This window comes from Pseudomonas sp. B14(2017), from assembly GCF_002113255.1.
Classification (GTDB): Bacteria; Pseudomonadota; Gammaproteobacteria; order Pseudomonadales; family Pseudomonadaceae; genus Aquipseudomonas; species Aquipseudomonas putida_Z.
In genome coordinates this window covers 20,015-42,077 of the sequence record NZ_NEJY01000016.1, presented here as the reverse complement: position 1 = coordinate 42,077, position 22,063 = coordinate 20,015, and the positions used below count along the sequence as shown (strand labels likewise).

The window sequence follows — 22,063 nt, the reverse complement described above, 5'->3', positions numbered from 1 at the left end:
GGCCAATTGCCATCTCGCAATTCTGGTGAAATAGCCTGCGCCGCGAACGGGCGGCCAGAGTTGGCGAGGTGTCGAATGATGCGCGCGAGCCTGCTGGTGATGCTGGTGACGTTGCTGTATGGCTGCGGCGAAAGGATCGAACGCTTTGGCGGGCCGACCATGGGCAGCACGTATTCGATCCAGTACGTACCCACTGCGCAGGCGCCCGGCGCGCAGCAGGTAAAGGCCGAAGTCGAGAGGATTCTCGAGGCGCTCGACAAGCAGTTTTCCAACTGGCGCGGCGATTCCGTGGTTGCCCGCTTCAACGCTCTGCCGGCCGGCGCCTGTCAGGCAGTGCCGGAAGAGATGCAGCATTTGCTGGTGTACGGTGTGTCCCTGTTCCGCGAGAGTGGCGGTGCTTTCGACCTGACGGTCTTGCCATTGATGAACCTCTGGGGCTTCGGCCCGCAGTCACGAGGCAGGCAGGTGCCGGACGCCAGCACGCTGGCGCGAGAACAGGCCCGGGTAGGCCTGCAGCATTTGCACCTGGATGGAGAAAAGCTGTGCAAGGATGTGGCGGCGCAGCTGGATTTCGACAGCATGCTCGCCGGTTATGCAGTGGATCGGGTGGGTGACCGGCTTGCAGCCCTGGGTATCCAGGCCTATCTGGTCGAGATCACCGGCGAACTCAAGGGTGTCGGCCGCAAGCCGGATGGCTCGCCCTGGCGCATCGCCCTCGAGGTACCGAGTGGCGGGGGCGAGCAGCAAGTGGAGCGCGCCATCGCCCTGGATGGCTACGGCGTTGCCACTGCCGGCGATTACCGCAACTATTTCGAGGAAGGTGGCCAGCGCTATTCGCACACCTTCGACCCCCGTGTCGGCAGGCCGGTCAAGCACGCGCTGGCGGCAGTGTCGGTGGTCGACCCTTCGGTGCTGCGTGCCGATGCCCTGGATACATTGTTGATGGTGCTCGGCCCGGAGGAAGGCTATGCCTTTGCCGAGCGGCATGAAATAGCTGCCTATTTCATCATGCACCAGGGGCTGGGTTTCGTTGCGCGGGCGACGCCGCGATTCGAGACGTTGTTTCCCCAGCAGGGCACGCCCAGGCAGTAGCAGAAGGAAAGGTCATTCCCACGCGCAGCCTTTTCCCCTATTGTCGATGCTCCCTTTCCAAACGATTGGCAGACCCATGGAGAAAGTCATCGTCATCACCGGTGCCAGCCGCGGCATCGGCGCCGCCACGGCGCTGCTGGCCGCCCGCCAGGGCTACCGCATCTGCATCAACTACCACACCGACGACCAGGCCGCCGAGCACATCCTCGGCCAGGTCCGCGCCCTGGGCGCCGAGGCCATCGCCGTACGCGCCGACGCCAGTGTCGAGGATGAAGTCATCCAGCTGTTCCAGCGCGTGGACGAAGAACTCGGCCCGGTCACCGCGCTGGTCAACAACGCAGGCACCATCGGCCAGCAAAGCCGGGTCGAGGACATGTCCGAATTCCGCCTGCTCAAGGTCATGAAGACCAACGTCGTCGGCCCCATGCTCTGCGCCAAGCACGCACTGAAGCGCATGGCACGCAGGTACGGCGGGCCGGGCGGGGCCATCGTCAACGTGTCGTCGGTGGCCGCACGCCTGGGCTCGCCCAACGAATACGTGGACTATGCCGCTTCCAAGGGCGCCCTCGACACCTTCACCATTGGCCTGGCCAAGGAGGTGGCAGGCGAGGGTGTGCGGGTAAATGGTGTGCGGCCAGGCTACATCCATACCGGCTTCCACGCGCTGTCGGGCGACCCCGACCGGGTCAGCAAGCTCGAGCCCGGCTTGCCCATGGGCCGCGGCGGGCGCCCCGAGGAAGTGGCCGAGGCCATCCTCTGGCTGCTCTCGGACAAAGCCTCGTACTCCACCGGCAGCTTCATCGACCTGGGCGGCGGGCGCTGAGCGCGCCGGTCAATCCTCCAGCAGCGTGCGTACCCGTTCGGCCAGCACTTCCAGCTCGAACGGCTTGGTCAGCACCTGAGTGCCTTGCAGCAACTGGCCGTCACTGAGCGCCGCGCTTTCGTCGTAGCCGGTGATGAACAGCACCTTGAGGTCGGGGTGGCGCTCGCGGCAACGCTCAGCCAACTGGCGGCCATTCAGGCCGCCGGGCAGGCCGATATCGCTCAACAGCAGGTCTGGCCGCTCGCCAGCTTGCAGGTGGGCGAGGGCGGCCGGGCCGTTCTCGAATGCATCGACCCGATAACCCAGTTCTTCCAGCACCTCGCAGACGACCACGCGCAAGGCGGCCTGGTCTTCGACCAGCAGGATACGCTGCGTGGCGCCGCTGCTTTTTTCCAGTAATGTGCGCGGTGGCCTGGGTGCGGGGGCTTCGGGGTGCTGGTGGTGGCGGGGAAGCAGCAGCTCGATGCGGGTGCCTTCGCCAAGTGTCGACAACACCCGTAGCTGCCCGCCCGACTGGCGCACGAAACCATAGGTCATCGACAAGCCCAGCCCAGTGCCGTGGCCCATCGGCTTGGTGGTGAAAAACGGGTCGACGGCGCGCTCGGCCACCTCCGCCGACATGCCATTACCGTTGTCGCTGACGCTCAGCCGCACGTATTCGCCAGCTGTCAGTTCCAGTGCACGGGCTTGCTGGTCGTCGAGCAGCAGGTTGTCACCGAGGATATCGATCACGCCGCCAGCGGGCATGGCATCGCGGGCATTGATGCACACGTTGAGCAGGGCGCTTTCCAGTTGCGGCGGGTCGATGAAGGTCGGCCACAGCTGGCAGGGGAATTGGCTGGTCAGGGTGATGGAGGGGCCGATGGTGCGGCGCAGCAGCTCTTCCATGCCGCCCACCAGCGTGGCCACCTGCGTGGAGCAGGGCTGCAGGGTCTGCTGACGAGAGAATGCCAGCAGCCGGTGTACCAGCGAAGAGGCCCGCTGCGCCGAGCCGCTGGACAGCTTCAGCAACGGCTCCAGGGCGTCGAAACGGGATTGCTCCAAGCGTTGGAGCATCAGCTCCTGGGCACTGAGGATGCCGCCCAGCAGGTTGTTGAAGTCGTGGGCGATGCCGCCACTGAGATGGCCGATCGCTTCCATCTTCTGTGCCTGGCGCAGGGCTTCCTCGGCCTTGGCCTGTTCTGCCAGTGCCGCATCCACCCGTTGTTCCAGTTCCTCGTTCAGGCGCTGCAGGGCCTGCTCTGCCCGTCGGCGTGCGGTGACGTCCTTGAACAGTACTGCCACCTGGCGCTTTTCGGCCGGCTCTACGCGGAAGGTGGTCACCGACAACACATGGCCGGTGGCGACCAGCTCCTGCTCGAAATGCAGCGGCTCGCCCGTGCGCAGCACCGCGCCATAACGAGCGACCCAATCGTCGGCCTCATCGGGCACCATCTCGCGCAGTTTCTGCCCGACCACGTTGGGGATGCCGGCGTGCTTGGCATAGGCCGCATTGGCCAGCACATGCACATAGTCGCTCAGCGGGCCGTGCGGGCCGTCGAAGAACTCGATGATGCAGAAGCCCTCGTCCATGGTGTCGAAGAGCGAGCGGTAGAAGTCCTGGTCGTGTTGCTGATGGCTTGCCAGGCGGGCTTCCAGCAGCGCGTTCTGTTGCTGCAGGGCTTCGACTTGTTGGCGCAGTGAAAGCAGGTCGCGGGAGGGCATGCCGACGTCCGACAGTGGATGAAACCCAGACTTTAGCGTGTTCGGCAACAGGCGAATAGCCAGTCAACGCGGGTGTGGCGCAATGCCCAGCAGCCGCTCGATCCGTTCGCCGAGGGTGCTCAGGTCGAAGGGTTTGTGCAGCAGTTCGGTGCGCCTGTCGGGCCGGGCAACGTGCACCGTATCGGCAGCGTCGTAGCCGGTAATCAGCAATACCGGGGCATGCTCCACAAGGTTTTGGTAGGCCTCTGCAAGCTGGTAACCGTCAACCCGCCCAGGTAGGCCGACATCGGTGATCAGCAAGTCCGGTGGCGGCCCTTCCTGCAACGACTCAAGCGCCGAGTGGCCGCCCTCGAAAGCTTGCACCTGGTGGCCCAGCTCCGTCAGCACTTCGACCAGCACCAGGCGCAAGGCCGGTTGGTCTTCCACCAGCATGATCCGGCACCCGCGCGCCTGCAGGGGCGCGGTGGCGGATGCGGCTGGCTCGTCATTGCCGGTTGCGGGAGCGCTCCGGTCCCGGGGCAGGTACAGGTGAATGCAAGTGCCTTGCCCGGTGACGCTATCGATCAGCAACTGCCCCCCGGACTGGCGGACAAAGCCATAAACCATGGACAACCCCAGGCCGGTGCCCTGGCCCAGTGGCTTGGTGGTAAAGAAGGGTTCGAGGGCGCGTTGCAGCACTTCACTGGGCATGCCCATGCCGGTGTCCTCGACACTAATGTGCAGATACTGGCCCGTCGGCAGGTCCAGGCGCTTGGCCTCGGCCGCTGCGAGATCGGCGTTTTCGCAGCCGATGCGCAGGGTGCCGCCCAGCGGCATGGCGTCACGGGCGTTGATGCACAGGTTGAGCAGGGCGTTCTCCAGCTGTTGCGGGTCGATGCGGATCGACCATTGGGCAGCCAGTGTGCGGTCCTGGAAGTCAATGTGCCGGCCGGTCGAACTGCGGATCAGGTCATGCATGTCGGCGACCAGGCGCTGCACATCCACCGCTTGTGGCATCAGCGTCTGCTGGCGCGAAAAGGCCAGCAACCGCTGCACCAGGGCTGTGGCGCGCAGTGCGTTGCTGCGGCCGAGCTCGAGCATGCGGGCGGTGTCGGCAAAGCGTTGCTGGGCCAGGCGTTGCTCTGCCAGTTCCAGTGCGCCAAGCAGGCTGCCCAGCAAGTTGTTGAAGTCGTGGGCGATGCCACCGGTCAACTGGCCGACCGCCTCCATTTTCTGCGACTGGCGCAGGGCTTCTTCGGCCTGGCGCAGGCGCTCCTGCTCGGCCACGCGCTCGGTGATGTCATAGGCGAACAGGTACCCGCCCTGGACTTGCTGCTGCGCATCGTGCAACGGGTGGTAGCGAATCTCGTAATGGCGGGGGGCGTCAGGTGGGCCGAGGGTGATGGTGTCGATGAAGGCTTCGCCGGCCAGCACGCGTGGCCACACCGGTGCCAGGCGGCCCATGATGTCAGGCTGGTTGAGCAGGAACTGTGGCACGTAATCGCCGATCTGCGGCACGAAGCCACGGTAATGCTCGAAGGTTTCCCGGGCCATGCGGTTGATCGCTATCAGGCGCATGCTGCGGTCGGCAGCAAACACGTTGGCCAGGCTGTTGTCGAGCAGTTCGCCCAGCAGCTGGATATGGGCCTGTGCAGTGTCGTCGCGCTCGGCCAGGCGAGCTTCCAGTTCTGCGACACGCGCTTGCAGCTGTGCCAATGACGGGAGCGAATCTGCTTGCATGGCGAGGGCCCGGTGAGCGGATCGGGCAACTATAGTCGCCCACCGGGGCAGCAGCCATCAGAACGAGCGGATGATCCGCCCCAGGGTTTCCATGGCCCGTTCGGCATCCTCGTGCCAGGGGCTGCCGTAGTTCAGGCGGATGCAGTTGCCGAAGCGCCGGGTGGGCGAGAAGATCGGCCCGGGGGCGATGCTGATGCCTTGGGCCAGGGCCATGTGGAACAGCTTGAGGGCGTCCATCTGTTCGGGCAGCTCCAGCCACAGGAAGTAGCCGCCGGACGGTTGGCTGACCCGCGTCTGCGCCGGGAAATGCCGGGCAATGGCCGCCAGCATGTTGGCCTGCTGGCCTTCCAGGGCATAGCGCAGTTTGCGCAGGTGGCGGTCGTAGCCACCGTGCTGCAGGTAGTCGGCGATGGCCGCCTGGGCCGGCATCGAGGCGCACAGCGAGGTCATCAGCTTGAGCCGTTCGATCTTCTGCGCAAAGCGCCCGGCTGCCACCCAGCCGATGCGGTAGCCGGGTGCCAGGCTCTTGGCGAACGAGCCGCAGTGCATCACCAGGCCTTGGGTGTCGAAGGCCTTGGCCGGTTTGGGTGCCTGTTGCGAGTAGTACAGTTCGGCGTACACGTCGTCTTCGATCAATGGCACCTGATGACGCGCCAGCAGCTCCACCAGTGCCTGCTTTTTCGCCTCCGGCATGCTGGCGCCCACCGGGTTCTGGAAGTTGGTCATGCACCACACGGCCTTGACCGGGTGCTTTTCCAGCGTTTGCGCCAGCACACCCAGGTCCATGCCTTCGCGCGGGTGCACAGGGATTTCCACGGCCTTGAGCTTGAGCCGCTCCAGTACCTGCAGGCAGGCATAGAAGGCGGGGGCTTCGATGGCCACCAGGTCACCGGGCTGGGTGACGGCCTGCAGGCACAGGTTCAGGGCTTCCAGCGCGCCGTTGGTGATCAGCAGCTCCTCCATCGGCAGCATCAGCCCGCCAACCATGTAGCGCAGGGCAATCTGCCGGCGCAGCTGCGGGTTGCCGGGTGACAGGTCGGTCACCACCATGCGCGGGTCCATGCTGCGGCTGGCGCTGGCCAGCGAGCGCGACAGGCGTTGCAGCGGAAACAGCTCGGGGCTGGGGAAGGCCGAACCGAACGGCACGGTGTTGGGGTCCTTGATCGAGTCGAGGATCGAGAACACCAGCGCGCTGACGTCGACATCGGTGGACTCGCTGACCGGCTGCAATGCCTGCGGCTCGCTGAACTGGCGCGGGGCGTGGGCGTTGACGAAATAGCCCGAGCGCGGCCGGGCGCGGATCAGCCCGCGCCGCTCCAGCAGGTAGTAGGCCTGGAACACGGTGGACGGGCTGACCCCGTGGGTCTGGCTGGCATAGCGCACCGAGGGCACGCGCTGGCCGGGGCCCAGCACCCCGGAGCGGATCAGTTCGGCGATGTCGTCGGCAAAGCGTTCGTAGCGTTTCATTCTGGCCTTCTGTCGAAGCCTGGCAGGCAAGGTGGAGTCAGTGTAAGGGATCAACGGTTCAGCGGTGCGACGAAGCGGCTGTGGGCCACGCTGCGGATGGCGGGGTCGTCGCGCTCGCCGATCTCGAAGCTCAGCGTCTGCGAGCTGCTGGCCGGGCGCTCGGCGAGCATCGCCACCGACACCGGAAGTTCACTCATTTCACCGGCCGGGATCATGAATGAGGTCTTGCCCTGCAGGCTGAAGCCGTCGGCGTCCAGCAGGCGCAGCTGGTAGTGCCGGGTGCTTTCGGTCTTGTTGATGACCTTGAGCAGGTAGATGTTCTCGATCTGGCCCTGGGCATTCTCGCGGAACAGGCCGCGGTCCTTGATCACGTCCAGCGACACCATCGGGCGCAGCTGCAAGGCCACTACCAGCGCCGCGATCATCACCCCCAGCGCGGCGGCGTAGCCCAGCAGGCGCGGGCGCAGCCAATGGGTGCTGCCACCTTGCAGGCTGCGTTCGGACTTGTAGCCGATCAGGCCACGGGCGTAGCCCATCTTGTCCATTACCCCGTCACAGGCATCGATGCACGCCGCACAACCGATGCACGCCATTTGCAGGCCATCGCGGATATCGATGCCGGTAGGGCACACCTGCACGCACAAGGTGCAGTCGATGCAGTCGCCCAGGCCCTGGGCGCGGAGGTCGCTGCCTTTCTTGCGCGGGCCACGGGCTTCGCCGCGACGCGGGTCATAGGCGACCGCCAGGGTGTCCTTGTCGAACATCACGCTCTGGAAGCGTGCATAGGGGCACATGTGCAGGCACACCGCTTCGCGCAGCAGGCCGGCATTGATGTAGGTGGCGGCGGTGAAGAACAGCACCCAGAACAGCGCCACGCCGTCCAGTTGCAAGGTGAACAGTTCCGCGGCCAGTGGGCGGATCGGGGTGAAGTAGCCGACGAAGGTCAGCCCGGTGAGCACGCCAATGGCCAGCCACAGGCTGTGCTTCAGCGTGCGCCGGGCCAGTTTGTTCAGGCTCCAGGGCGCGGCGGCCAGCTTGATGCGCTGGTTGCGGTCGCCCTCGGTGACCTTTTCGCACCACATGAACAGCCAGGTCCAGGTGCTCTGCGGGCAGCTGTAGCCGCACCACACGCGGCCGGCATACACGGTGATGGCGAACAGGCCGAAGGCGCAGATGATCAGCAGCGCCGACAGCAGGATGAAGTCCTGCGGCCAGAAGGTGGCGCCGAAGATGTGGAATTTGCTGTTGCCCAGGTCCCACAGCACGGCCTGGCGGCCGTTCCAGTTCAGCCAGGCGGTGCCGAAGAACAGCACGAACAGGGCGCCGGCGAAGCCGATGCGCAGGTTGCGGTACAGCCCGGTGAAGCTGCGGGTATGGATGCCATTGTCGGCGCGGCGCGGCTGGGGGCTGGCTGGGGCGGTGGCGATCTCTGTGAAAGGGATTCTATCGTTCATGGCTCGGTGCTCATCAGGCCTCGATCAGGCATGAGCACTATGGCCCTGAGGCTGTTATCAGCACAGGCTCAGATTTTGCGATAAAAACCGTATCAGATTTCCGGGCAGGCCCCGCCAGGCCTCAGATTACCGAGCCTGGCGTGCTGGCCTTCAGATGCCTGCGGCTATCCACCGCACCCGCCACGGTCAGTGCATCGGCCTCGGCTTCGGTGATGGGCACACGCTGGCCGGCGAGCAGGGCCACGGACATGCGCAGCTGTTCGTCGGTGACGATTTCGATGGACGGGCCATCACCCTCGAGGCGCAGGTCTTCGGCGATCAGGGTGCAGCGGCGGGTGGTTTCGTCGATTTCAACGGGCATGGGGTGGTCCTCCTGAGGGTGGTTACAGGGTGGACCGTGCTGAGGGGAGGGTTGCTGCATCAGCAAGCTGAACGGCACTTTGTCATTTGTTCGGGGGTCAACCCTTGCAGATGGCAGGCCTGGCCTCTTCGCGGGCACGCCCGCTCCCACAGGGATCTGAGAAACACCTGTGGGAGCGGGCGTGCCCGCGAAGAGGCCGGGCCTGACAACACAATGCTCAGCATGGGAACAACGCAATGGACCTCATCTGGCAAGCAATCCAGGCCGAATTCGCCGATATCACCGACGAGCGCGAGGTCACGCAAATCCTCGTACGCCTGCTGATGGCAGCCCTGCTCGGCGCCGTGCTGGGCTTCGAGCGCGAGCACAAGGGCAAGGCCGCCGGGGTGCGCACGCATATGCTGGTTTCGCTGGGCGCTGCGCTGTTCGTGCTGGCACCGAGCATGGCCGGGGCCGATGAGCAGGCGCTGAGCCGGGTGATCCAAGGCATTGTCGCCGGTATCGGTTTTCTGGGTGCGGGCACCATTCTCAAGGGTAACGGCCAGGACGCCAGCCATGTGAAGGGCCTGACCACTGCCGCCGGGTTGTGGATGACCGCCGCCATCGGTACGGCAGCCGGCATGGGCCGTGAAGCCACGGCGTTGATCAGCACGATACTGGCCCTGCTGGTGCTGGGCACGATGCCGTTGCTGGTGGACAAGCTCGAAGGGCAGGATGAGGGAAAGCAGGAGGAGGAAGAGGGCAGGAAGCACTGAGGGGAGCCGAAGCTCCCCTCAAAGCGTTGTTGCCTGCTCTTTTTTTATTATTGGGACCGGCCTGTTGTTGTTTTTGTCAGCCTGTCCTGGTGTTGCGGGCGACCCCCATGCGGGGTCAAGAGCAAACGTATTTTTTTGAGCGCTGACCTGCCTTCATCATTGCTGATCCGAACCTGGCTGCCGCTACCTGGAGGTAGTTTTATTGTTCTGTGCCAGACCGCGGGGCGTACCCCTGAAAAGCGTGTCGACTCCAAAAAAATCTGCTTGCTACGCCTCTGCCGTGTTGTTCTTGTTATGTCAGAGCCGTTACCTGTTGTTTTTATTGGGTGTCACATTCTTTTTGTTGTTGTACCAGAGATATAGCAGGGTGCGTGCCAACTTTTGCAAACCCTTTAAAATCAAGCACTTGGCGATTTTGGTCGAAATCGACCGGCCTGAAATTCTGCCGATTTGTTTCCCTGTTACCCGATTTTTTGCTGCAAAACGTGGGGGCGGTAACACTTCACCCACGCCAATGTGACACCCGTATGACTTATTGCGCGCTGCGCGCCCGCGCTACCCGCGACCCGTTGTCGCGGCCCAGCACGCTGCTGATGCGGCGGCCGGCGGCGATCAGCAGGTCCAGGTCGATGCCGGTTTCAATGCCCAGCCCCTGCAGCAGGTACACAACGTCTTCACTGGCGATATTGCCGGTAGCGCCTTTGGCATAGGGGCAGCCGCCCAGCCCGGCCACCGAGCTGTCGAACACGCTGATGCCTTCGAGCAGGCTGGCATACACGTTGGCCAGGGCCTGGCCATAGGTATCGTGGAAGTGCCCGGCCAGTTGCTCGCGCGGTACCTGCGCCGCGACCACCTCGAACAGGCGCCGGGTTTCGCCGGCGGTGCCGGTGCCGATGGTGTCGCCCAGCGATACCTCGTAGCAGCCCATGTCGTGCAGGGCTCGGGCCACCGGGGCGACCTGCTCGGCGCTGACCTTGCCTTCATAGGGGCAGCCGAGCACGCACGACACATAGCCGCGCACGCGCACGCCGTGGTTGCGCGCGGCTTCCATGATCGGCTCGAAGCGCTTGAGGCTGTCGCTGATCGAGCAGTTGATGTTGCGTTGCGAGAAGGCTTCGGAGGCGGCCGCGAACACTGCCACTTCCTTCACGCCGGCGGCCAGGGCGTCCTCGAAACCGCGCAGGTTGGGGGCCAGCGCCGCATAGGTGACACCCGGGCGCTGATGGATACCGGCGAACACTTCGGCGGAGCCGGCCATCTGCGGCACCCACTTGGGCGAGACGAAACTGCCCACTTCGATATAGGCCAGGCCCGCCTCGGTGAGGTCGTCCACCAGGCGCACCTTGTCGGCGACGCTGATGGGCTGGGCTTCGTTCTGCAGGCCGTCGCGGGGGCCTACTTCGACCAGGCGGACGTGTTTGGGCAAGGACATGGCGGGTTTCCTGTGGCGTTCAGCGGTTGTCTTTGTTGTTCAGGGTGGCGGCCAGGGCTTGTTCGCAGCGCTCCTGGGCGGTGTCCAGCTCCAGCTGCATCTGGTGGATGTCGAGCATCTGCTGTTCCAGCTGGGCGCGGCGCTCGGCGATTTTCGCCAGCATGCTGTTGAGCTGCTTGAGGTTGCCGCTGGAGGGGTCGTACAGCTCGATCAGCTCACGGCATTCGGCCAGCGAAAAGCCGATGCGCTTGCCGCGCAGGATGAGCTTCAGGCTGACCTTGTCACGCGCCGAATAGATACGCTCCAGGCCACGGCGCTCGGGGCTGAGCAGGCCCTGTTCCTCATAGAAGCGGATGGCGCGGGTGGTGATGTCCAGCTCGCGGGACAGGTCGGAGATGCTGTAGGTCTGGGTGCTCATGCTGGGGCTCGGCGTGGGGGTACGCGGGTATCCTGAGGGCAGGTTGACGTATACGTCAAGCAGGGGCGCAGGATGTGTGTTGCCTGAACCGGCCTTTTCGCGGGCTTGCCCGCTCCCACAGGGACAGCGGTGCCCTCAAGGCCAATGCAATACCTGTGGGAGCGGGCAAGCCCGCGAAGAGGCCAGCACAGGCGAAAAAATTACTCAGACAACCCCGACCTGCGATACCTATTCGGTGTCTGCCCACTCAACCGCTTGAACCACCGGGCAAAATAGGTGGGGTCGGTAAACCCCAGGCTATCCGACAACTGCCCGATGCTCATCCGCGTATAGATCAGGTTGCGCCGCGCCTCCAGCAGCAACCGCTGGTGCACCACCTGCAGCGCGGTCTGCCCACTCAGCGCCCGGCACAGCTGGTTCAGCTGCAAACTCGGAATATTCAGCCGCGCGGCAAAGTCCTCCACCGACAGGTGCTCACGGTAATGCGCCTCGACCAGGCGCAGGTACTGCCCCAGCAACTGGCGGTCGCGTTCATCGCGGTTGCGCGGCGCCTGCCCCAACTGCTGGCGGCGGCTGATCCACACCATCAGCGCCGTCACCAGCGCCTCGAGCAGTGCCGCCCGCGCCGGGGCGTTGCCCTGGTACTCCTGCTGCAGGGTCTCGATCAGGCTGCGCAGGTGCACCCGGTCCCGGCCCAGCGGGTAACACGCCGCCTTCGCCAGCACCGCCAGCGGCGCACCCAGGCGCTGCTCCAGGTTGGCCACCAGTGCCGTGCCGAAGGTCAGCACATGCCCCTGGATATCGGCGCTGAAGCGAAAGCCATGCACGGTCATCGGCGGCACCACCTGGATCGCCGCTTCGCTGATGGCGCTGCGCACCCCCTCGACCTCCACCTCGGCCCGGCCGCGTTGCACATACAGCAACTGGAACAGCTCGGCATGCTGGTGCGGCTTGATTTCCCAGTGGTGCAAACGGCTGCGCGCCGGGATCGACTCGCAGTGCAGCAGGTCGGTGCCGGGCCAGGCCTGGTTTTCGCCATACAGCTTGAACAAGGGGACGCCGGGGAGGGTGGATTTCATGCGTGCAGGCCTGTCCGTTAATCGAACGTTTTTTGTAAAAGTGCAGGTTATGCATGGAATAGCACACTTCAATGGCTGTTTTTGCCAGTAAAAATGCAAGGGCAAACCCTAACAGCAGATGCCGCCCCACTGCCAGTCCAGGGCCGGCATCGTCCGCACAGAGACAACAACAATGAAAACTCAGGTCGCAATTATTGGTGCAGGTCCGTCTGGCCTGCTGCTGGGCCAACTGCTGCACAAGGCCGGTATCGATACGGTCATCGTCGAACGCCAGGCGCCCGAATACGTGCTTGGCCGCATCCGTGCCGGGGTGCTGGAGCAAGGCACGGTCGACCTGCTGCGTGAAGCCGGTGTGGCCGAGCGCATGGACCGTGAAGGCCTGGTACACGAGGGTGTCGAACTGCTGGTCGGCGGGCGGCGTCAACGCCTGGACCTCAAGGCCCTGACCGGTGGCAAGACGGTGATGGTATACGGCCAGACCGAAGTCACCCGTGACCTGATGCAGGCACGTGAAGCCAGCGGTGCGCCGATCATCTATTCGGCAAGCAATGTCCAGCCGCACGAACTCAAGGGCGAACGGCCCTACCTGACCTATGAAAAAGACGGCCAGGTGCACCGGGTGGACTGCGACTACATTGCCGGCTGTGACGGCTTCCACGGTGTCTCGCGGCAGAGCATCCCCGAAGGCATCCTCAAACAGTACGAGCGGGTCTACCCGTTTGGCTGGCTGGGCATGCTGTCAGACACGCCACCGGTCAACCACGAACTGATCTACGCCCACCACGAACGCGGTTTCGTGCTGTGCAGCCAGCGTTCGCACACCCGTAGCCGCTACTACCTGCAGGTACCGCTGGAAGAGCAGGTGGAGGCGTGGTCCGACGAGCGCTTCTGGGAGGAGCTGAAGGCACGATTGCCCGCAGACGTGGCTGCGCGCCTGGTCACCGGCCCGGCCCTGGAAAAGAGCATCGCGCCGCTGCGCAGCCTGGTGGTCGAGCCGATGCAGTATGGTCATCTGTTCCTGGTCGGGGATGCCGCGCATATCGTCCCGCCGACCGGCGCCAAGGGCCTGAACCTGGCGGCATCGGACGTCAACTACCTGTACCGCATCCTGGTCAAGGTGTACCGCGAAGGGCGCACCGACCTGCTGCAGCAGTATTCGCCGCTGGCCCTGCGCCGAGTGTGGAAAGGCGAGCGTTTCAGCTGGTTCATGACCCAGCTGCTGCATGACTTCGGCAGCCACAAGGACGCCTGGGACCAGAAGATGCAGGAGGCCGACCGCGAGTACTTCCTGACCTCGCCGGCGGGGTTGGTGAACATTGCCGAGAACTATGTAGGGCTGCCGTTCGAAGAAGTGGCCTGAGGTCCTGTGCTGCCTGTCCTGGCCTCATCGCCGGCAAGCCAGCTCCCACCTCGACCGCATCGGCCTCGAGCCAGGCGCTATCCCTGTGGGAGCTGGCTTGCCGGCGATCACGGGCGAAGCCCGTGCCATGCAACCTTGCCTAGCGGGCCAGTAACGCCTCCATCTCCTGATACCCCCGCTGCCGCGCATGCTCCATCGCGGTCACCCCATCCTTGTCGGCAATCTGCCGATCCGCCCCGGCCGCCAGTAGCCGGCGCACGATCTCCACATGCCGCGGCCCGCCGTCACCGAGGATCACCGCCTCCAGCAGCGCAGTCCAGTGCAGGCGGTTGAGATGGTTCACGTCCACCCCGGCATCGATCAGCAACTGCACGGTCTCGACATGCCCGCGTTCGGCGGCGGGTATCAGCGCAGTGCCTCCGTACCGGTTGGTGCTCTTGAGGTCGGCACCGTGGCTCAAGGTCAGCCGCAGGATGTCGTTCAGGCCTCGCGCCCCGGCATACAGGTACGGGCTGTCGTCGATGTTGTCCTTGGCATTCACATCGGCACCGGCCTCGATCAGCGCTTTCGCGGCCGCAACCTGGTTGCCGTGGGTAGCCACCAGCAGGGCAGTGCGCCCTTGCTCGTCTCGGCTCTCCAGCTTCGCACCTTGTGCCAGCAGTTGTTGCAGGGTGCGCACATCATCGTGACGGGCAGCGTTGTGCAGGCGGTTGTCCATGGCAGTGCTCTCGGCGTGGGCGGCAAGGCTGGTGCACAGGGCGAACAGCATCGCAGCAAGTAGTGAACGCATGGGGCAGGCTCCTCGATGACCTGCCCGCATCCTAGAAAAAACATGCCAGGGCTTGAAGTTAAGTTTGCGCATGACAGACAGTGCCTTGCTGAATAGGTAATGGCAGGAAGCATAACGATGACATTCTCCACCCCCCTGATGGGCGCCTTGTGCCTGGTAGCTGCCAGTGGCTGGGCCTGTGCCGACCAGGTGCTGCCCGCACCACCGGAACTGGCCTCCGGCTACCGTACTGGCCTGCAGCCGGTGCATGCCAGCCGGCACATGTCCGCCGCCGCCAACCCGCTGGCCAGCGAGGCGGGGCGGGCGATGCTGCGCGCCGGTGGCAGCGCCATCGACGCGGCCATCGCCATGCAGATGGTGCTGACCCTGGTCGAACCGCAATCCAGCGGCATTGGCGGCGGGGCGTTCATCCTCTACTGGGATGGGCAGCGCGTACAGGCGTTCGATGGCCGCGAGGCAGCCCCGGCGGCGGTGACGGAAAACCTGTTCCTGCAGGCCGATGGTTCACCGATGCCATTCAGGGCGGCGCAGATCGGCGGGCGTTCGGTGGGCGTACCGGGAGTTCTGCGTGCCCTGAAGCTGGCCCATGAGCAGCACGGCAAGCTGCCCTGGAGCGACCTGTTCGCCCCGGCCATTGCGCTGGCACGTAACGGTTTCGCGGTTTCCGAGCGCCTTCACACGCTGGTGGCGGGCGACCCGTTCATTGCCCGTTCACCCGCCATGGCCCGCTACTTCCTGGATGAACAGGGCAAGCCACTGGCGGTGGGGGCTACCTTGCGCAACCCCGAGCTTGCGCAAACCTTCGAGCAGATTGCCGCGCACGGCCCCGAAGTGTTCTACAGCGGCGAGATCGCCGAAGCCATCGTCGCCAAGGTGCGCAGCCATGCCAATGCCGGCTACCTGTCGTTGCAGGATATGCAGCAATACCGGGCCAAGATGCGCGAGCCGCTGTGCGGCCCCTACAAGGCCTGGCGCATCTGTGGCATGCCGCCGCCGTCGTCGGGCGGGGTGACGGTGCTGCAGACCCTGGGCATCTTGGAGGCACTGCAACGGGCTTCGCCACAGCGCGACCTTGCCGCCATGCGGCCGCTGCGCACTTCGTCGGTTGCCGGGCTGGAAGCCCCGCCGCTGGCCGTGCACCTGGTTGCCGAGGCCGAGCGCCTGGCCTATGCCGACCGCGCCCAGTACCTGGCCGACAGCGATTACGTGCCGGTGCCGCTCAAGGCCCTGACCGACTCCGCGTACCTGGCCAGCCGCGCTGCGCAGGTCGGCGAGTACAGCATGAAACGCGCCCGCCCGGGCCAGCCGCAGGGGGCCGACCTGGCCCTGGCGCCTGACCGCTCGCCGCTGCGCATATCCACCTCGCACCTCAGTGCGGTGGATGACCGCGGCCAGGCCCTGGCCATGACCACTTCGGTGGAAGCAGCGTTCGGCTCGCACCTGATGGTCAAGGGCTTTTTGCTCAACAACCACCTGACCGACTTCTCGTTCATCCCCCGGGAACAAGGCAAGCCTGTGGCCAACCGGGTGCAACCGGGCAAACGGCCACTGTCGGCCATGGCGCCGACCCTGGTGTTCTCGCAAGCTTCCGGCGAGCTGGTGGCCAGCCTGGGCTCGCCCGGCGGCTCGCAGATCATCGGCTACGTGAACAAGGCGCTGATCGGCCTGCTGGATTGGCAGCTCGACCCGCAGCAGGCCGCCGGCCTGCCCAACTTCGGCAGCCGCAATGCCGGCACCGAGGTAGAGGCGGGGTTGGCCAGCCCGGCACTGATCCGCCAGTTGGCAGCCTGGGGGCATGAGGTGACGCCGATGACCATGACCAGTGGCATGCAGATTATCCTGCGCAGTGGCGAGGGTTGGTCGGGTGGTGCCGACCCTCGGCGCGAAGGCGTGGCAGTCGGCGACTAGCAGTGCGCGTTGCGGTGCAGCAGGTGGCGTGATAGAAGTCAGTCTTGTCATTCAGAAGTTGAATATCAAGATGTCCATCAGCGTGAAATCGAATAGGGCCCTGTTCGACCTCGACCTGTTGCGTGCCATTGTCGTGGTGGCCGATTGCGGCAGCTTCACCACGGCTGCTGCGCGCCTGCACTCCACCCAATCGACTATCAGCCAGAAGGTGCGCCGCCTGGAGGATATGGTTGGCCACCGTCTGCTGGTGCGTGGCAATCGCGACGTGCTGCCGACCGACGCCGGGCAGACCCTGCTCGGCTATGCCCGGCACATGCTGGCCCTCAACGACCAGATGCTCGAAGCCTTGGCCGGGGCGATGGTTGGCATGACCGTGCGCCTTGGCGTGCCTGAGGACTTCGTGGGCGGGCGTACCACCAATGCGCTGTCGGCGTTCAGCCGGCTGCACCCGCAGGTGAAGCTGGAAGTGACCAGCGGCCTGTGCCGCGACCTCAGCCAGGCCTACGACAACGGTGAGCTCGACCTGGTGTTGCTCAAGCAGCGGCGCAACAGCCGCGAAGGCGTGGCCTGCTGGCCCGAGCGCCTGCAGTGGATCGACAGCGCGCGCACGCCCGCCTTCGAACTGGACCCGATCCCGCTGGTGACCTTCCCGCCCCGCGGCCTGTACCGCGACGACATGATCACCGCCATCGAAGGCATGGGCCGGCGTTGGCGCATCAGCTTCACCAGCTCCAGCCTCAGCGGCATCCAGGCAGCGGTCGCCGATGGCATGGGTATCAGCCTGCTGCCGCCACGGGCGGCCACTGGCGAGCACCGGGTGCTGGGGGCAGGGCAAGGGTTGCCGGAGGTCGACAGCTATGAAATCGTCATCGTCCACCGGCCGACGGCGGATGTGATGGTCAAGGCGTTGGCCGAGGTGATGACGCAATTGCTTGCGGGTGGCGGGATCTGACAGGGTTGGGGCCGCTTTGCGGCCCATCGCCGGCAAGCCAGCTCCCACAGGGTTTGCGTATGGCATTGAGGCCAATGCGGTCACGGTGGGAGCAACTGTCTTGTGTTGCCTGTCCTGGCCTCATCGCCGGCAAGCCAGCTCCCACAGGGTTTGCGTATGGCTTGAGGCCAATGCGGTCGAGGTGGGAGCTGGCTTGCCTGCGATGGGCTGCGCAGCAGCCCCAAAAAATTGCAGCATCAACGCTAGCTTCTGGGCGACAAATGAATCCCGGCAATCATGCAGCGCACCGAGCCCCCTGCCATCTCGATGGTCGGCACATCGAGTGGCACCAGCCGCGCCGAGCGTTCGATGCGCTGGCGCTGTTCGCCGGTCAGGCTGTCGAAGGCCTTGCGTGACAGCGCCAGGATGCGCCCGTCACGCCCGGACAGTTCGATGGCATTGCCGGCGAACTGGCTGATCTGCCGGTTGCTCAGGTCGATCACATCGCGGCCCGACTCAAGCAGGCGCATGCGCACTTCCTCGGCCCGCACCTTGTTGGTGAAGGTGCCAAAACCCACCAGCGCAAACTCCGTCGCCACGCACATCAGCACATTGGTGTGGTAGATCGGCGTGCCTTGTTCATCGGCGGTGTCGAACACCATCGGCTCGAAGTTGAAGTGCGTACTGAAGCGCTCCAGGGCAATCGGGTCGGCGCGGTTGGAGCGCGCGGTGTAGGCCACCCGCGACAGGTGGTCGAAGACCATGGCGCCGGTCCCTTCAAGGAACAGTTCGTCCTGCTCCAGCCCCGAATAGTCGATCACATCCTGCACCCGGTACTCGTGCTTGAGCATCTCGATCACATCGGCGCGCCGTTCGCGGCGGCGGTTGCGCGAGTACATCGAGTAGATCGCGATGTGCCCCCCGGGGTGGGTGGAAAACCAGTTGTTGGGGAATACCGAGTCGGGGGTGTTGTGCTCGCCGAAGTCGTCGAACAGATGCACCCGCACGCCCTCGGCCTCGAGCCTCCCGGCAGCCTGGGTGACCTCATCGCGTGCCACCTCGGCCAGGGCCTGGGCGGCGATGTCGGGGTTGCTGCGCTGGAACGAGTTGTCGGCTGCGGTTTCCGGGTTGGGGGTGAAGGCATGCGGCCTGACCATGACCACTGCTGCAGGTGCCTGAATGGAACGCGTTGGAAATGCCATGTGAAATACCAGGTTGGGAGCAGGGTTAGGCAACGCGTCGGATGCGGCTTTTGGCAGCGCGACCGCGGGTATGGCTGAACAGGTCCTTGGGGTCATCCTCCACCCAAGGCACCAGGTCGATCTTGCTGCCCATGCCGCGTTTTTCGGTCTGCTGTAGTACGTACCGTAGTACGGTGTAGTCCTCCAGGGCGAAGCCCACCGAGTCGAACACGGTGACCTGGGCGTCACTCTGGCGGCCCTCGGTCTCGCCGCGCAGCACACGCCACAGGTCGACCACCGGGAAGTCCGCCGGCAACTGCTGGATATCACCTTCGATGCGGGTTTGCGGCTCGTATTCGACGAACACCCGGGCGCTGCGCAGCACATCGGCATGCAGTTCGGTCTTGCCCGGGCAGTCGCCACCCACGGCATTCAGGTGCATGCCAGGCTCGAGCATGTCGGGGGTGATGATGGTGGCGTAGGCCTTGTCGGCGGTCACCGTGGTGATGATGTCCACGCCTTTCACCGCTTCTGCCACCGAGCCGGCGCGGCGGATGGTCAGGCCGCTGTATTCCTTGAGGTTGGCGATCAGCTTGGCGGTGGCCTGCGGGTCGGTGTCGTAGGCGACGATTTCTTCGATGCCCAGGTGCTTGTGGAAGGCCAGTGCCTGGAATTCGCTTTGCGCACCGTTGCCGATCAGCGCCATCTTGCGCGAGTTCGGCCGGGCCAGCGCCTGCGCTGCCATCAGCGAGGTGGCCGCAGTGCGCAGGGCGGTGGCGATGGTCAGTTCGGACAGCAGCACCGGGTAGCCGGTATCGACATCGGCCAGCACGCCGAAGGCCATCACCGTATGCAGGTCGCGGGCGGTGTTGGCCGGGTGGCCATTGACGTATTTGAAGGCATAACGGCTGTTGTCGGCGACCGGCATCAGTTCGATCACGCCGACTTCCGAATGGCTGGCAACACGCGCGGATTTATCAAACTCCTGCCAGCGTTTGTAATCTTCGCGAATGGCTGCGGCCAGTTCGCCAATGAACGGCGCTACGCCAATGTCATGTACCAAGTCCGACATGGTTGGAACATCAATGAAATACGTCATGCTCTTGCACCTTATTATTGCGCTTTCACTCCAGTGGCCTGCGGGGTGAACGCTTGAGATTGTTGAAGTGGCGTGAACATTTTGATGAAAGGTTGCGTCAAGATGAAGAGAGCAGGTTGCCAGTTTCATCAACTTTCTAGACAATCTGCCACCCCAAAATAGCAATCTGATTATTTGGCAGGCATCCATGGATACTATCGATCGGGAACTGATTGCGCTGTTGCGGGACAACGCGCGCACCCCCGTGCTGACCCTGGCGAAGAAGCTCAAGGTAGCCAGGGCAACCGTGCAAAACCGCATCACCCGGCTCGAAGAGCAGGGCGTGATCATTGGCTACACGGTACGCCTGCGCTCCGATGCGCTGGAGCAGGGTGTGCGGGCCATCACCAGCATCGGCATCAGCGGCCACCACGCCGCAGAGGTCAAGCACGCGCTGCGTGGGCATCCCAACGTGGTGGCCATCCATACCACCAATGGCCGCTGGGACCTGATGGCAGAGCTGCGTGCCGACACCCTCGAGGCCTTCGACCGGGCGTTGAACACCATCCGCTCGATACCGCACATCGAAAACACCGAGACCAGCATCCTGCTCTCGACCTACAAGATGTGACCGCTGGGTCAGGCCTTGTGGCAGGTGCATTGTGCAAACTGTCACCCAGGCTTTTCACACTGCACAAAATCCCTTTGGCTGTGTGCATTCTGTAGCGTTCCGCTTGACCCGGGCCGCTGGCAGAATGAAACAGCTTTCGCGGGGCTGTATCGGGCGCGCCACTCTGGTGCGTTTCAATAGAATAAGTAAGCCCGCTGCGAAGTTGCATCGGGAACTGTTCTTCATCTGTGTCAATACCCACGCTTCGACAGTCTTGAATGACTAAAAGCCTGCACTTGAGTACCAACTAACTGGTGCGGCGCGGGGCGCTGAGGTTTTACAAAAAAAGAATAAGAGGTCAACTATGCAGCAAACGTGCAACGCGCAAAGCGCAGTTCCGGAAGATGGCCGCGTGCTCAAGCGCCGGCTGGAAAACCGGCATATCCAGCTTATTTCGATCAGTGGCGCAATTGGCACCGGCCTGTTCATGGGCTCGGGCAAGATCATTGCGCTGTCCGGCACGTCGATCATCCTGGTGTACGCCATCATCGGCTTTTTCGTGTTCTGCGTCATGCGGGCCATGGGCGAGATGCTGCTGGCCAACCTGCAGATGGAATCGTTCGCCGACCTGGTGCACAACTACCTGGGGCCAAGGGCCGGTTACATCCTCAGTTGGTCGTACTGGCTGAGTTGGGTGGTCGCGGCGGTGGGCGATGTGGTGGTAGTGGCGGGGTTCGTGCAGTACTGGTACCCGGATGTACCCACCTGGCTACCGGCATTCGCCACCATGTTCCTGCTGCTGGGGCTGAACATGCTGGCGGTGAAAGCGTTTGGCGAGGTGGAGTTCTGGTTCGGCCTGATCAAGATCGTGGCCATCGTGCTGCTGGTGGTAACCGGCCTGGTGATGGTCGCCACCTCCTACACCTCGCCGGCCGGGGTGACCGCCTCGTTCAGCCACCTGGTGGCCCCGGGCGTGGTCATGCCGCATGGCATCCTCGGTTTCCTCGCCGGGTTCCAGATCGCCATATTCTCCTTCGTCGGTACCGAGCTGATCGGCACCGCAGCCGCGGAGGCCAAGGACCCGGAGCGGACCTTGCCCAAGGCCATCAACACCATCCCGATACGTATCCTGCTGTTCTACATCTGCTCGCTGGTGTGCATCATCAGTGTCATCTCCTGGGCCAATGTGCCGGCCAATCGCAGCCCGTTCGTCGAACTGTTCCTGCTGGGTGGGTTGCCCGCTGCCGCTGGCATCATCAACTTCGTGGTGCTGACCTCTGCGGCCTCGTCGGCCAACAGCGGCGTGTATTCCGGCTCGCGGATGCTCTACGGCCTGTCGCACCAGCAGCAGGCACCGCTGGCGTTCGGGCGGTTGTCGGGCTCGGGTACGCCGGTGCGCGCGCTGGTGTTCTCGGGGGTGTGCATGGCGATTGCACTGACGCTGCTGTTCGTGATCCCCGAGGTGATGACCGTGTTCACCCTGGTGTCGACCATTTCCGCGGTGATGATCATCGTTACCTGGTCGCTGATCCTGCTGTCCTACTTCGCCTATCGCAGACAGGATCCGCAGGCGCATGAGCAGTCGACGTTCAAGCTGCCTGGTGGCAAGGTCACCGCTGCGCTGTCGCAGCTGTTCCTGATCTTCGTGCTATGCCTGCTGGCGCTGGAGCCGGACACCCGCACCGCGCTGTACGTGACGCCGCTGTGGTACGCAGGCCTGTTGCTGGCCTATCGGCGCAGAGCCAGGGCCTGTGCTCGGCCGCAGGCAGCTACTGCCGCTTAGCACTTTGGGGCTGCTGTGCAGCCCATCGCCGGCAAGCCAGCTCCCACAGGTACTGCGCAGGTTTAAGGGCTGTGGTCCACCTGTGGGAGCTGGCTTGCCGGCGATGGGCCGCAAAGCG

General features: G+C 64.3%; 19 protein-coding genes. 8 read left to right on the top strand and 11 right to left on the bottom strand.

Annotated elements, in window-relative coordinates:
• Positions 1-75 precede the first annotated feature (75 nt).
• Together CAG34_RS17415 and CAG34_RS17410 are read left to right on the top strand one after the other, a co-directional pair.
• The gene (locus CAG34_RS17415) at positions 76-1,092 is read left to right on the top strand and encodes an FAD:protein FMN transferase (RefSeq protein ID WP_085591464.1); all 1,017 of its coding nucleotides are present in this window, start codon (positions 76-78) and stop codon (positions 1,090-1,092) included.
• 76 nt (positions 1,093-1,168) lie between these two features.
• Positions 1,169-1,915: an SDR family oxidoreductase gene (locus CAG34_RS17410; RefSeq protein ID WP_085591461.1), complete on the top strand. Its 747-nt coding sequence runs from the start codon at positions 1,169-1,171 to the stop codon at positions 1,913-1,915.
• A 9-nt stretch (positions 1,916-1,924) separates the two neighbouring features.
• On the opposite strand, the gene CAG34_RS17405 is transcribed toward CAG34_RS17410, so the two are convergent.
• From CAG34_RS17405 to CAG34_RS17385, 5 genes are all read right to left on the bottom strand, one after another.
• Complete coding sequence (locus CAG34_RS17405; protein ID WP_085591459.1) at positions 1,925-3,619, bottom strand: response regulator; 1,695 nt, start codon at positions 3,617-3,619, stop codon at positions 1,925-1,927.
• Between the two features lie 63 nt (positions 3,620-3,682).
• Positions 3,683-5,338: a PAS domain-containing sensor histidine kinase gene (locus tag CAG34_RS17400; protein ID WP_085591457.1), complete on the bottom strand. Its 1,656-nt coding sequence runs from the start codon at positions 5,336-5,338 to the stop codon at positions 3,683-3,685.
• A gap of 57 nt (positions 5,339-5,395) precedes the next feature.
• Positions 5,396-6,805, bottom strand: a complete 1,410-nt coding sequence (gene mapR, locus CAG34_RS17395) for a GntR family transcriptional regulator MpaR (RefSeq protein WP_025338884.1) — start codon at positions 6,803-6,805, stop codon at positions 5,396-5,398.
• A gap of 50 nt (positions 6,806-6,855) precedes the next feature.
• Positions 6,856-8,259, bottom strand: a complete 1,404-nt coding sequence (ccoG, locus tag CAG34_RS17390; RefSeq protein WP_085591455.1) for a cytochrome c oxidase accessory protein CcoG — start codon at positions 8,257-8,259, stop codon at positions 6,856-6,858.
• Between the two features lie 121 nt (positions 8,260-8,380).
• The gene (locus CAG34_RS17385; RefSeq protein ID WP_085591453.1) at positions 8,381-8,620 is read right to left on the bottom strand and encodes a DUF3203 family protein; all 240 of its coding nucleotides are present in this window, start codon (positions 8,618-8,620) and stop codon (positions 8,381-8,383) included.
• Positions 8,621-8,856: 236 nt separating this feature from the next.
• On the opposite strand from CAG34_RS17385, the gene CAG34_RS17380 reads away from it, so the two are divergent.
• Positions 8,857-9,375: an MgtC/SapB family protein gene (locus CAG34_RS17380; RefSeq protein ID WP_013972932.1), complete on the top strand. Its 519-nt coding sequence runs from the start codon at positions 8,857-8,859 to the stop codon at positions 9,373-9,375.
• Positions 9,376-9,907: 532 nt separating this feature from the next.
• Here the strand turns inward: CAG34_RS17380 and CAG34_RS17370 are convergent.
• The 3 genes from CAG34_RS17370 to CAG34_RS17360 all read right to left on the bottom strand — a co-directional run bounded on the left by CAG34_RS17370 (position 9,908) and on the right by CAG34_RS17360 (position 12,304).
• Positions 9,908-10,807, bottom strand: coding sequence for a hydroxymethylglutaryl-CoA lyase (locus tag CAG34_RS17370; protein ID WP_085591451.1), 900 nt, complete (start codon positions 10,805-10,807; stop codon positions 9,908-9,910).
• Positions 10,808-10,826: 19 nt separating this feature from the next.
• A complete protein-coding gene (locus CAG34_RS17365) occupies positions 10,827-11,225 on the bottom strand; it encodes a MerR family DNA-binding transcriptional regulator (RefSeq protein WP_013972930.1) in 399 nt (132 codons plus the stop codon).
• A 200-nt stretch (positions 11,226-11,425) separates the two neighbouring features.
• Positions 11,426-12,304 carry a helix-turn-helix domain-containing protein gene (locus CAG34_RS17360; RefSeq protein ID WP_085591449.1) on the bottom strand — a complete coding sequence of 293 codons (879 nt, stop codon included), beginning with the start codon at positions 12,302-12,304 and terminating at the stop codon, positions 11,426-11,428.
• Between the two features lie 172 nt (positions 12,305-12,476).
• Between CAG34_RS17360 and pobA the strand changes: the two genes are divergently transcribed.
• Entirely contained in the window at positions 12,477-13,664 is a 1,188-nt protein-coding gene (gene pobA / locus CAG34_RS17355; protein WP_085591447.1) for a 4-hydroxybenzoate 3-monooxygenase, read from the top strand.
• Between the two features lie 139 nt (positions 13,665-13,803).
• On the opposite strand, the gene CAG34_RS17350 is transcribed toward pobA, so the two are convergent.
• Positions 13,804-14,454, bottom strand: a complete 651-nt coding sequence (locus CAG34_RS17350; protein ID WP_085591445.1) for an ankyrin repeat domain-containing protein — start codon at positions 14,452-14,454, stop codon at positions 13,804-13,806.
• Between the two features lie 117 nt (positions 14,455-14,571).
• Here CAG34_RS17350 and ggt point away from each other — a divergent pair, with 117 nt between their 5' ends.
• The gene (gene ggt, locus CAG34_RS17345; RefSeq protein ID WP_085591443.1) at positions 14,572-16,362 is read left to right on the top strand and encodes a gamma-glutamyltransferase; all 1,791 of its coding nucleotides are present in this window, start codon (positions 14,572-14,574) and stop codon (positions 16,360-16,362) included.
• 70 nt (positions 16,363-16,432) lie between these two features.
• On the top strand, positions 16,433-17,314 hold the full coding sequence (locus CAG34_RS17340; protein ID WP_085591441.1) for a LysR substrate-binding domain-containing protein: 882 nt from the start codon (positions 16,433-16,435) through the stop codon (positions 17,312-17,314).
• 242 nt (positions 17,315-17,556) lie between these two features.
• Here the strand turns inward: CAG34_RS17340 and ctlX are convergent, their stop codons facing one another.
• The gene (gene ctlX, locus CAG34_RS17335; RefSeq protein ID WP_178076941.1) at positions 17,557-18,495 is read right to left on the bottom strand and encodes a citrulline utilization hydrolase CtlX; all 939 of its coding nucleotides are present in this window, start codon (positions 18,493-18,495) and stop codon (positions 17,557-17,559) included.
• A gap of 25 nt (positions 18,496-18,520) precedes the next feature.
• On the bottom strand, positions 18,521-19,573 hold the full coding sequence (locus CAG34_RS17330; protein WP_085591437.1) for an ornithine cyclodeaminase: 1,053 nt from the start codon (positions 19,571-19,573) through the stop codon (positions 18,521-18,523).
• Between the two features lie 187 nt (positions 19,574-19,760).
• On the opposite strand from CAG34_RS17330, the gene CAG34_RS17325 reads away from it, so the two are divergent.
• Positions 19,761-20,183: an Lrp/AsnC family transcriptional regulator gene (locus CAG34_RS17325; protein ID WP_012272037.1), complete on the top strand. Its 423-nt coding sequence runs from the start codon at positions 19,761-19,763 to the stop codon at positions 20,181-20,183.
• Between the two features lie 343 nt (positions 20,184-20,526).
• The gene (locus tag CAG34_RS17320) at positions 20,527-21,945 is read left to right on the top strand and encodes an amino acid permease (RefSeq protein ID WP_085591435.1); all 1,419 of its coding nucleotides are present in this window, start codon (positions 20,527-20,529) and stop codon (positions 21,943-21,945) included.
• Positions 21,946-22,063: the final 118 nt, after the last annotated feature.

Coding starts and splice junctions, on each gene's coding strand:
- CAG34_RS17415 (WP_085591464.1), top strand. CDS start 76: ATGATGCGCGCGAGCCTGCTGGTGATGCTGGTGACGTTGCTGTATGGC.
- CAG34_RS17410 (WP_085591461.1), top strand. CDS start 1,169: ATGGAGAAAGTCATCGTCATCACCGGTGCCAGCCGCGGCATCGGCGCC.
- CAG34_RS17405 (WP_085591459.1), bottom strand. CDS start 3,619: ATGCCCTCCCGCGACCTGCTTTCACTGCGCCAACAAGTCGAAGCCCTG.
- CAG34_RS17400 (WP_085591457.1), bottom strand. CDS start 5,338: ATGCAAGCAGATTCGCTCCCGTCATTGGCACAGCTGCAAGCGCGTGTC.
- mapR (WP_025338884.1), bottom strand. CDS start 6,805: ATGAAACGCTACGAACGCTTTGCCGACGACATCGCCGAACTGATCCGC.
- ccoG (WP_085591455.1), bottom strand. CDS start 8,259: ATGAACGATAGAATCCCTTTCACAGAGATCGCCACCGCCCCAGCCAGC.
- CAG34_RS17385 (WP_085591453.1), bottom strand. CDS start 8,620: ATGCCCGTTGAAATCGACGAAACCACCCGCCGCTGCACCCTGATCGCC.
- CAG34_RS17380 (WP_013972932.1), top strand. CDS start 8,857: ATGGACCTCATCTGGCAAGCAATCCAGGCCGAATTCGCCGATATCACC.
- CAG34_RS17370 (WP_085591451.1), bottom strand. CDS start 10,807: ATGTCCTTGCCCAAACACGTCCGCCTGGTCGAAGTAGGCCCCCGCGAC.
- CAG34_RS17365 (WP_013972930.1), bottom strand. CDS start 11,225: ATGAGCACCCAGACCTACAGCATCTCCGACCTGTCCCGCGAGCTGGAC.
- CAG34_RS17360 (WP_085591449.1), bottom strand. CDS start 12,304: ATGAAATCCACCCTCCCCGGCGTCCCCTTGTTCAAGCTGTATGGCGAA.
- pobA (WP_085591447.1), top strand. CDS start 12,477: ATGAAAACTCAGGTCGCAATTATTGGTGCAGGTCCGTCTGGCCTGCTG.
- CAG34_RS17350 (WP_085591445.1), bottom strand. CDS start 14,454: ATGCGTTCACTACTTGCTGCGATGCTGTTCGCCCTGTGCACCAGCCTT.
- ggt (WP_085591443.1), top strand. CDS start 14,572: ATGACATTCTCCACCCCCCTGATGGGCGCCTTGTGCCTGGTAGCTGCC.
- CAG34_RS17340 (WP_085591441.1), top strand. CDS start 16,433: ATGTCCATCAGCGTGAAATCGAATAGGGCCCTGTTCGACCTCGACCTG.
- ctlX (WP_178076941.1), bottom strand. CDS start 18,495: ATGGCATTTCCAACGCGTTCCATTCAGGCACCTGCAGCAGTGGTCATG.
- CAG34_RS17330 (WP_085591437.1), bottom strand. CDS start 19,573: ATGACGTATTTCATTGATGTTCCAACCATGTCGGACTTGGTACATGAC.
- CAG34_RS17325 (WP_012272037.1), top strand. CDS start 19,761: ATGGATACTATCGATCGGGAACTGATTGCGCTGTTGCGGGACAACGCG.
- CAG34_RS17320 (WP_085591435.1), top strand. CDS start 20,527: ATGCAGCAAACGTGCAACGCGCAAAGCGCAGTTCCGGAAGATGGCCGC.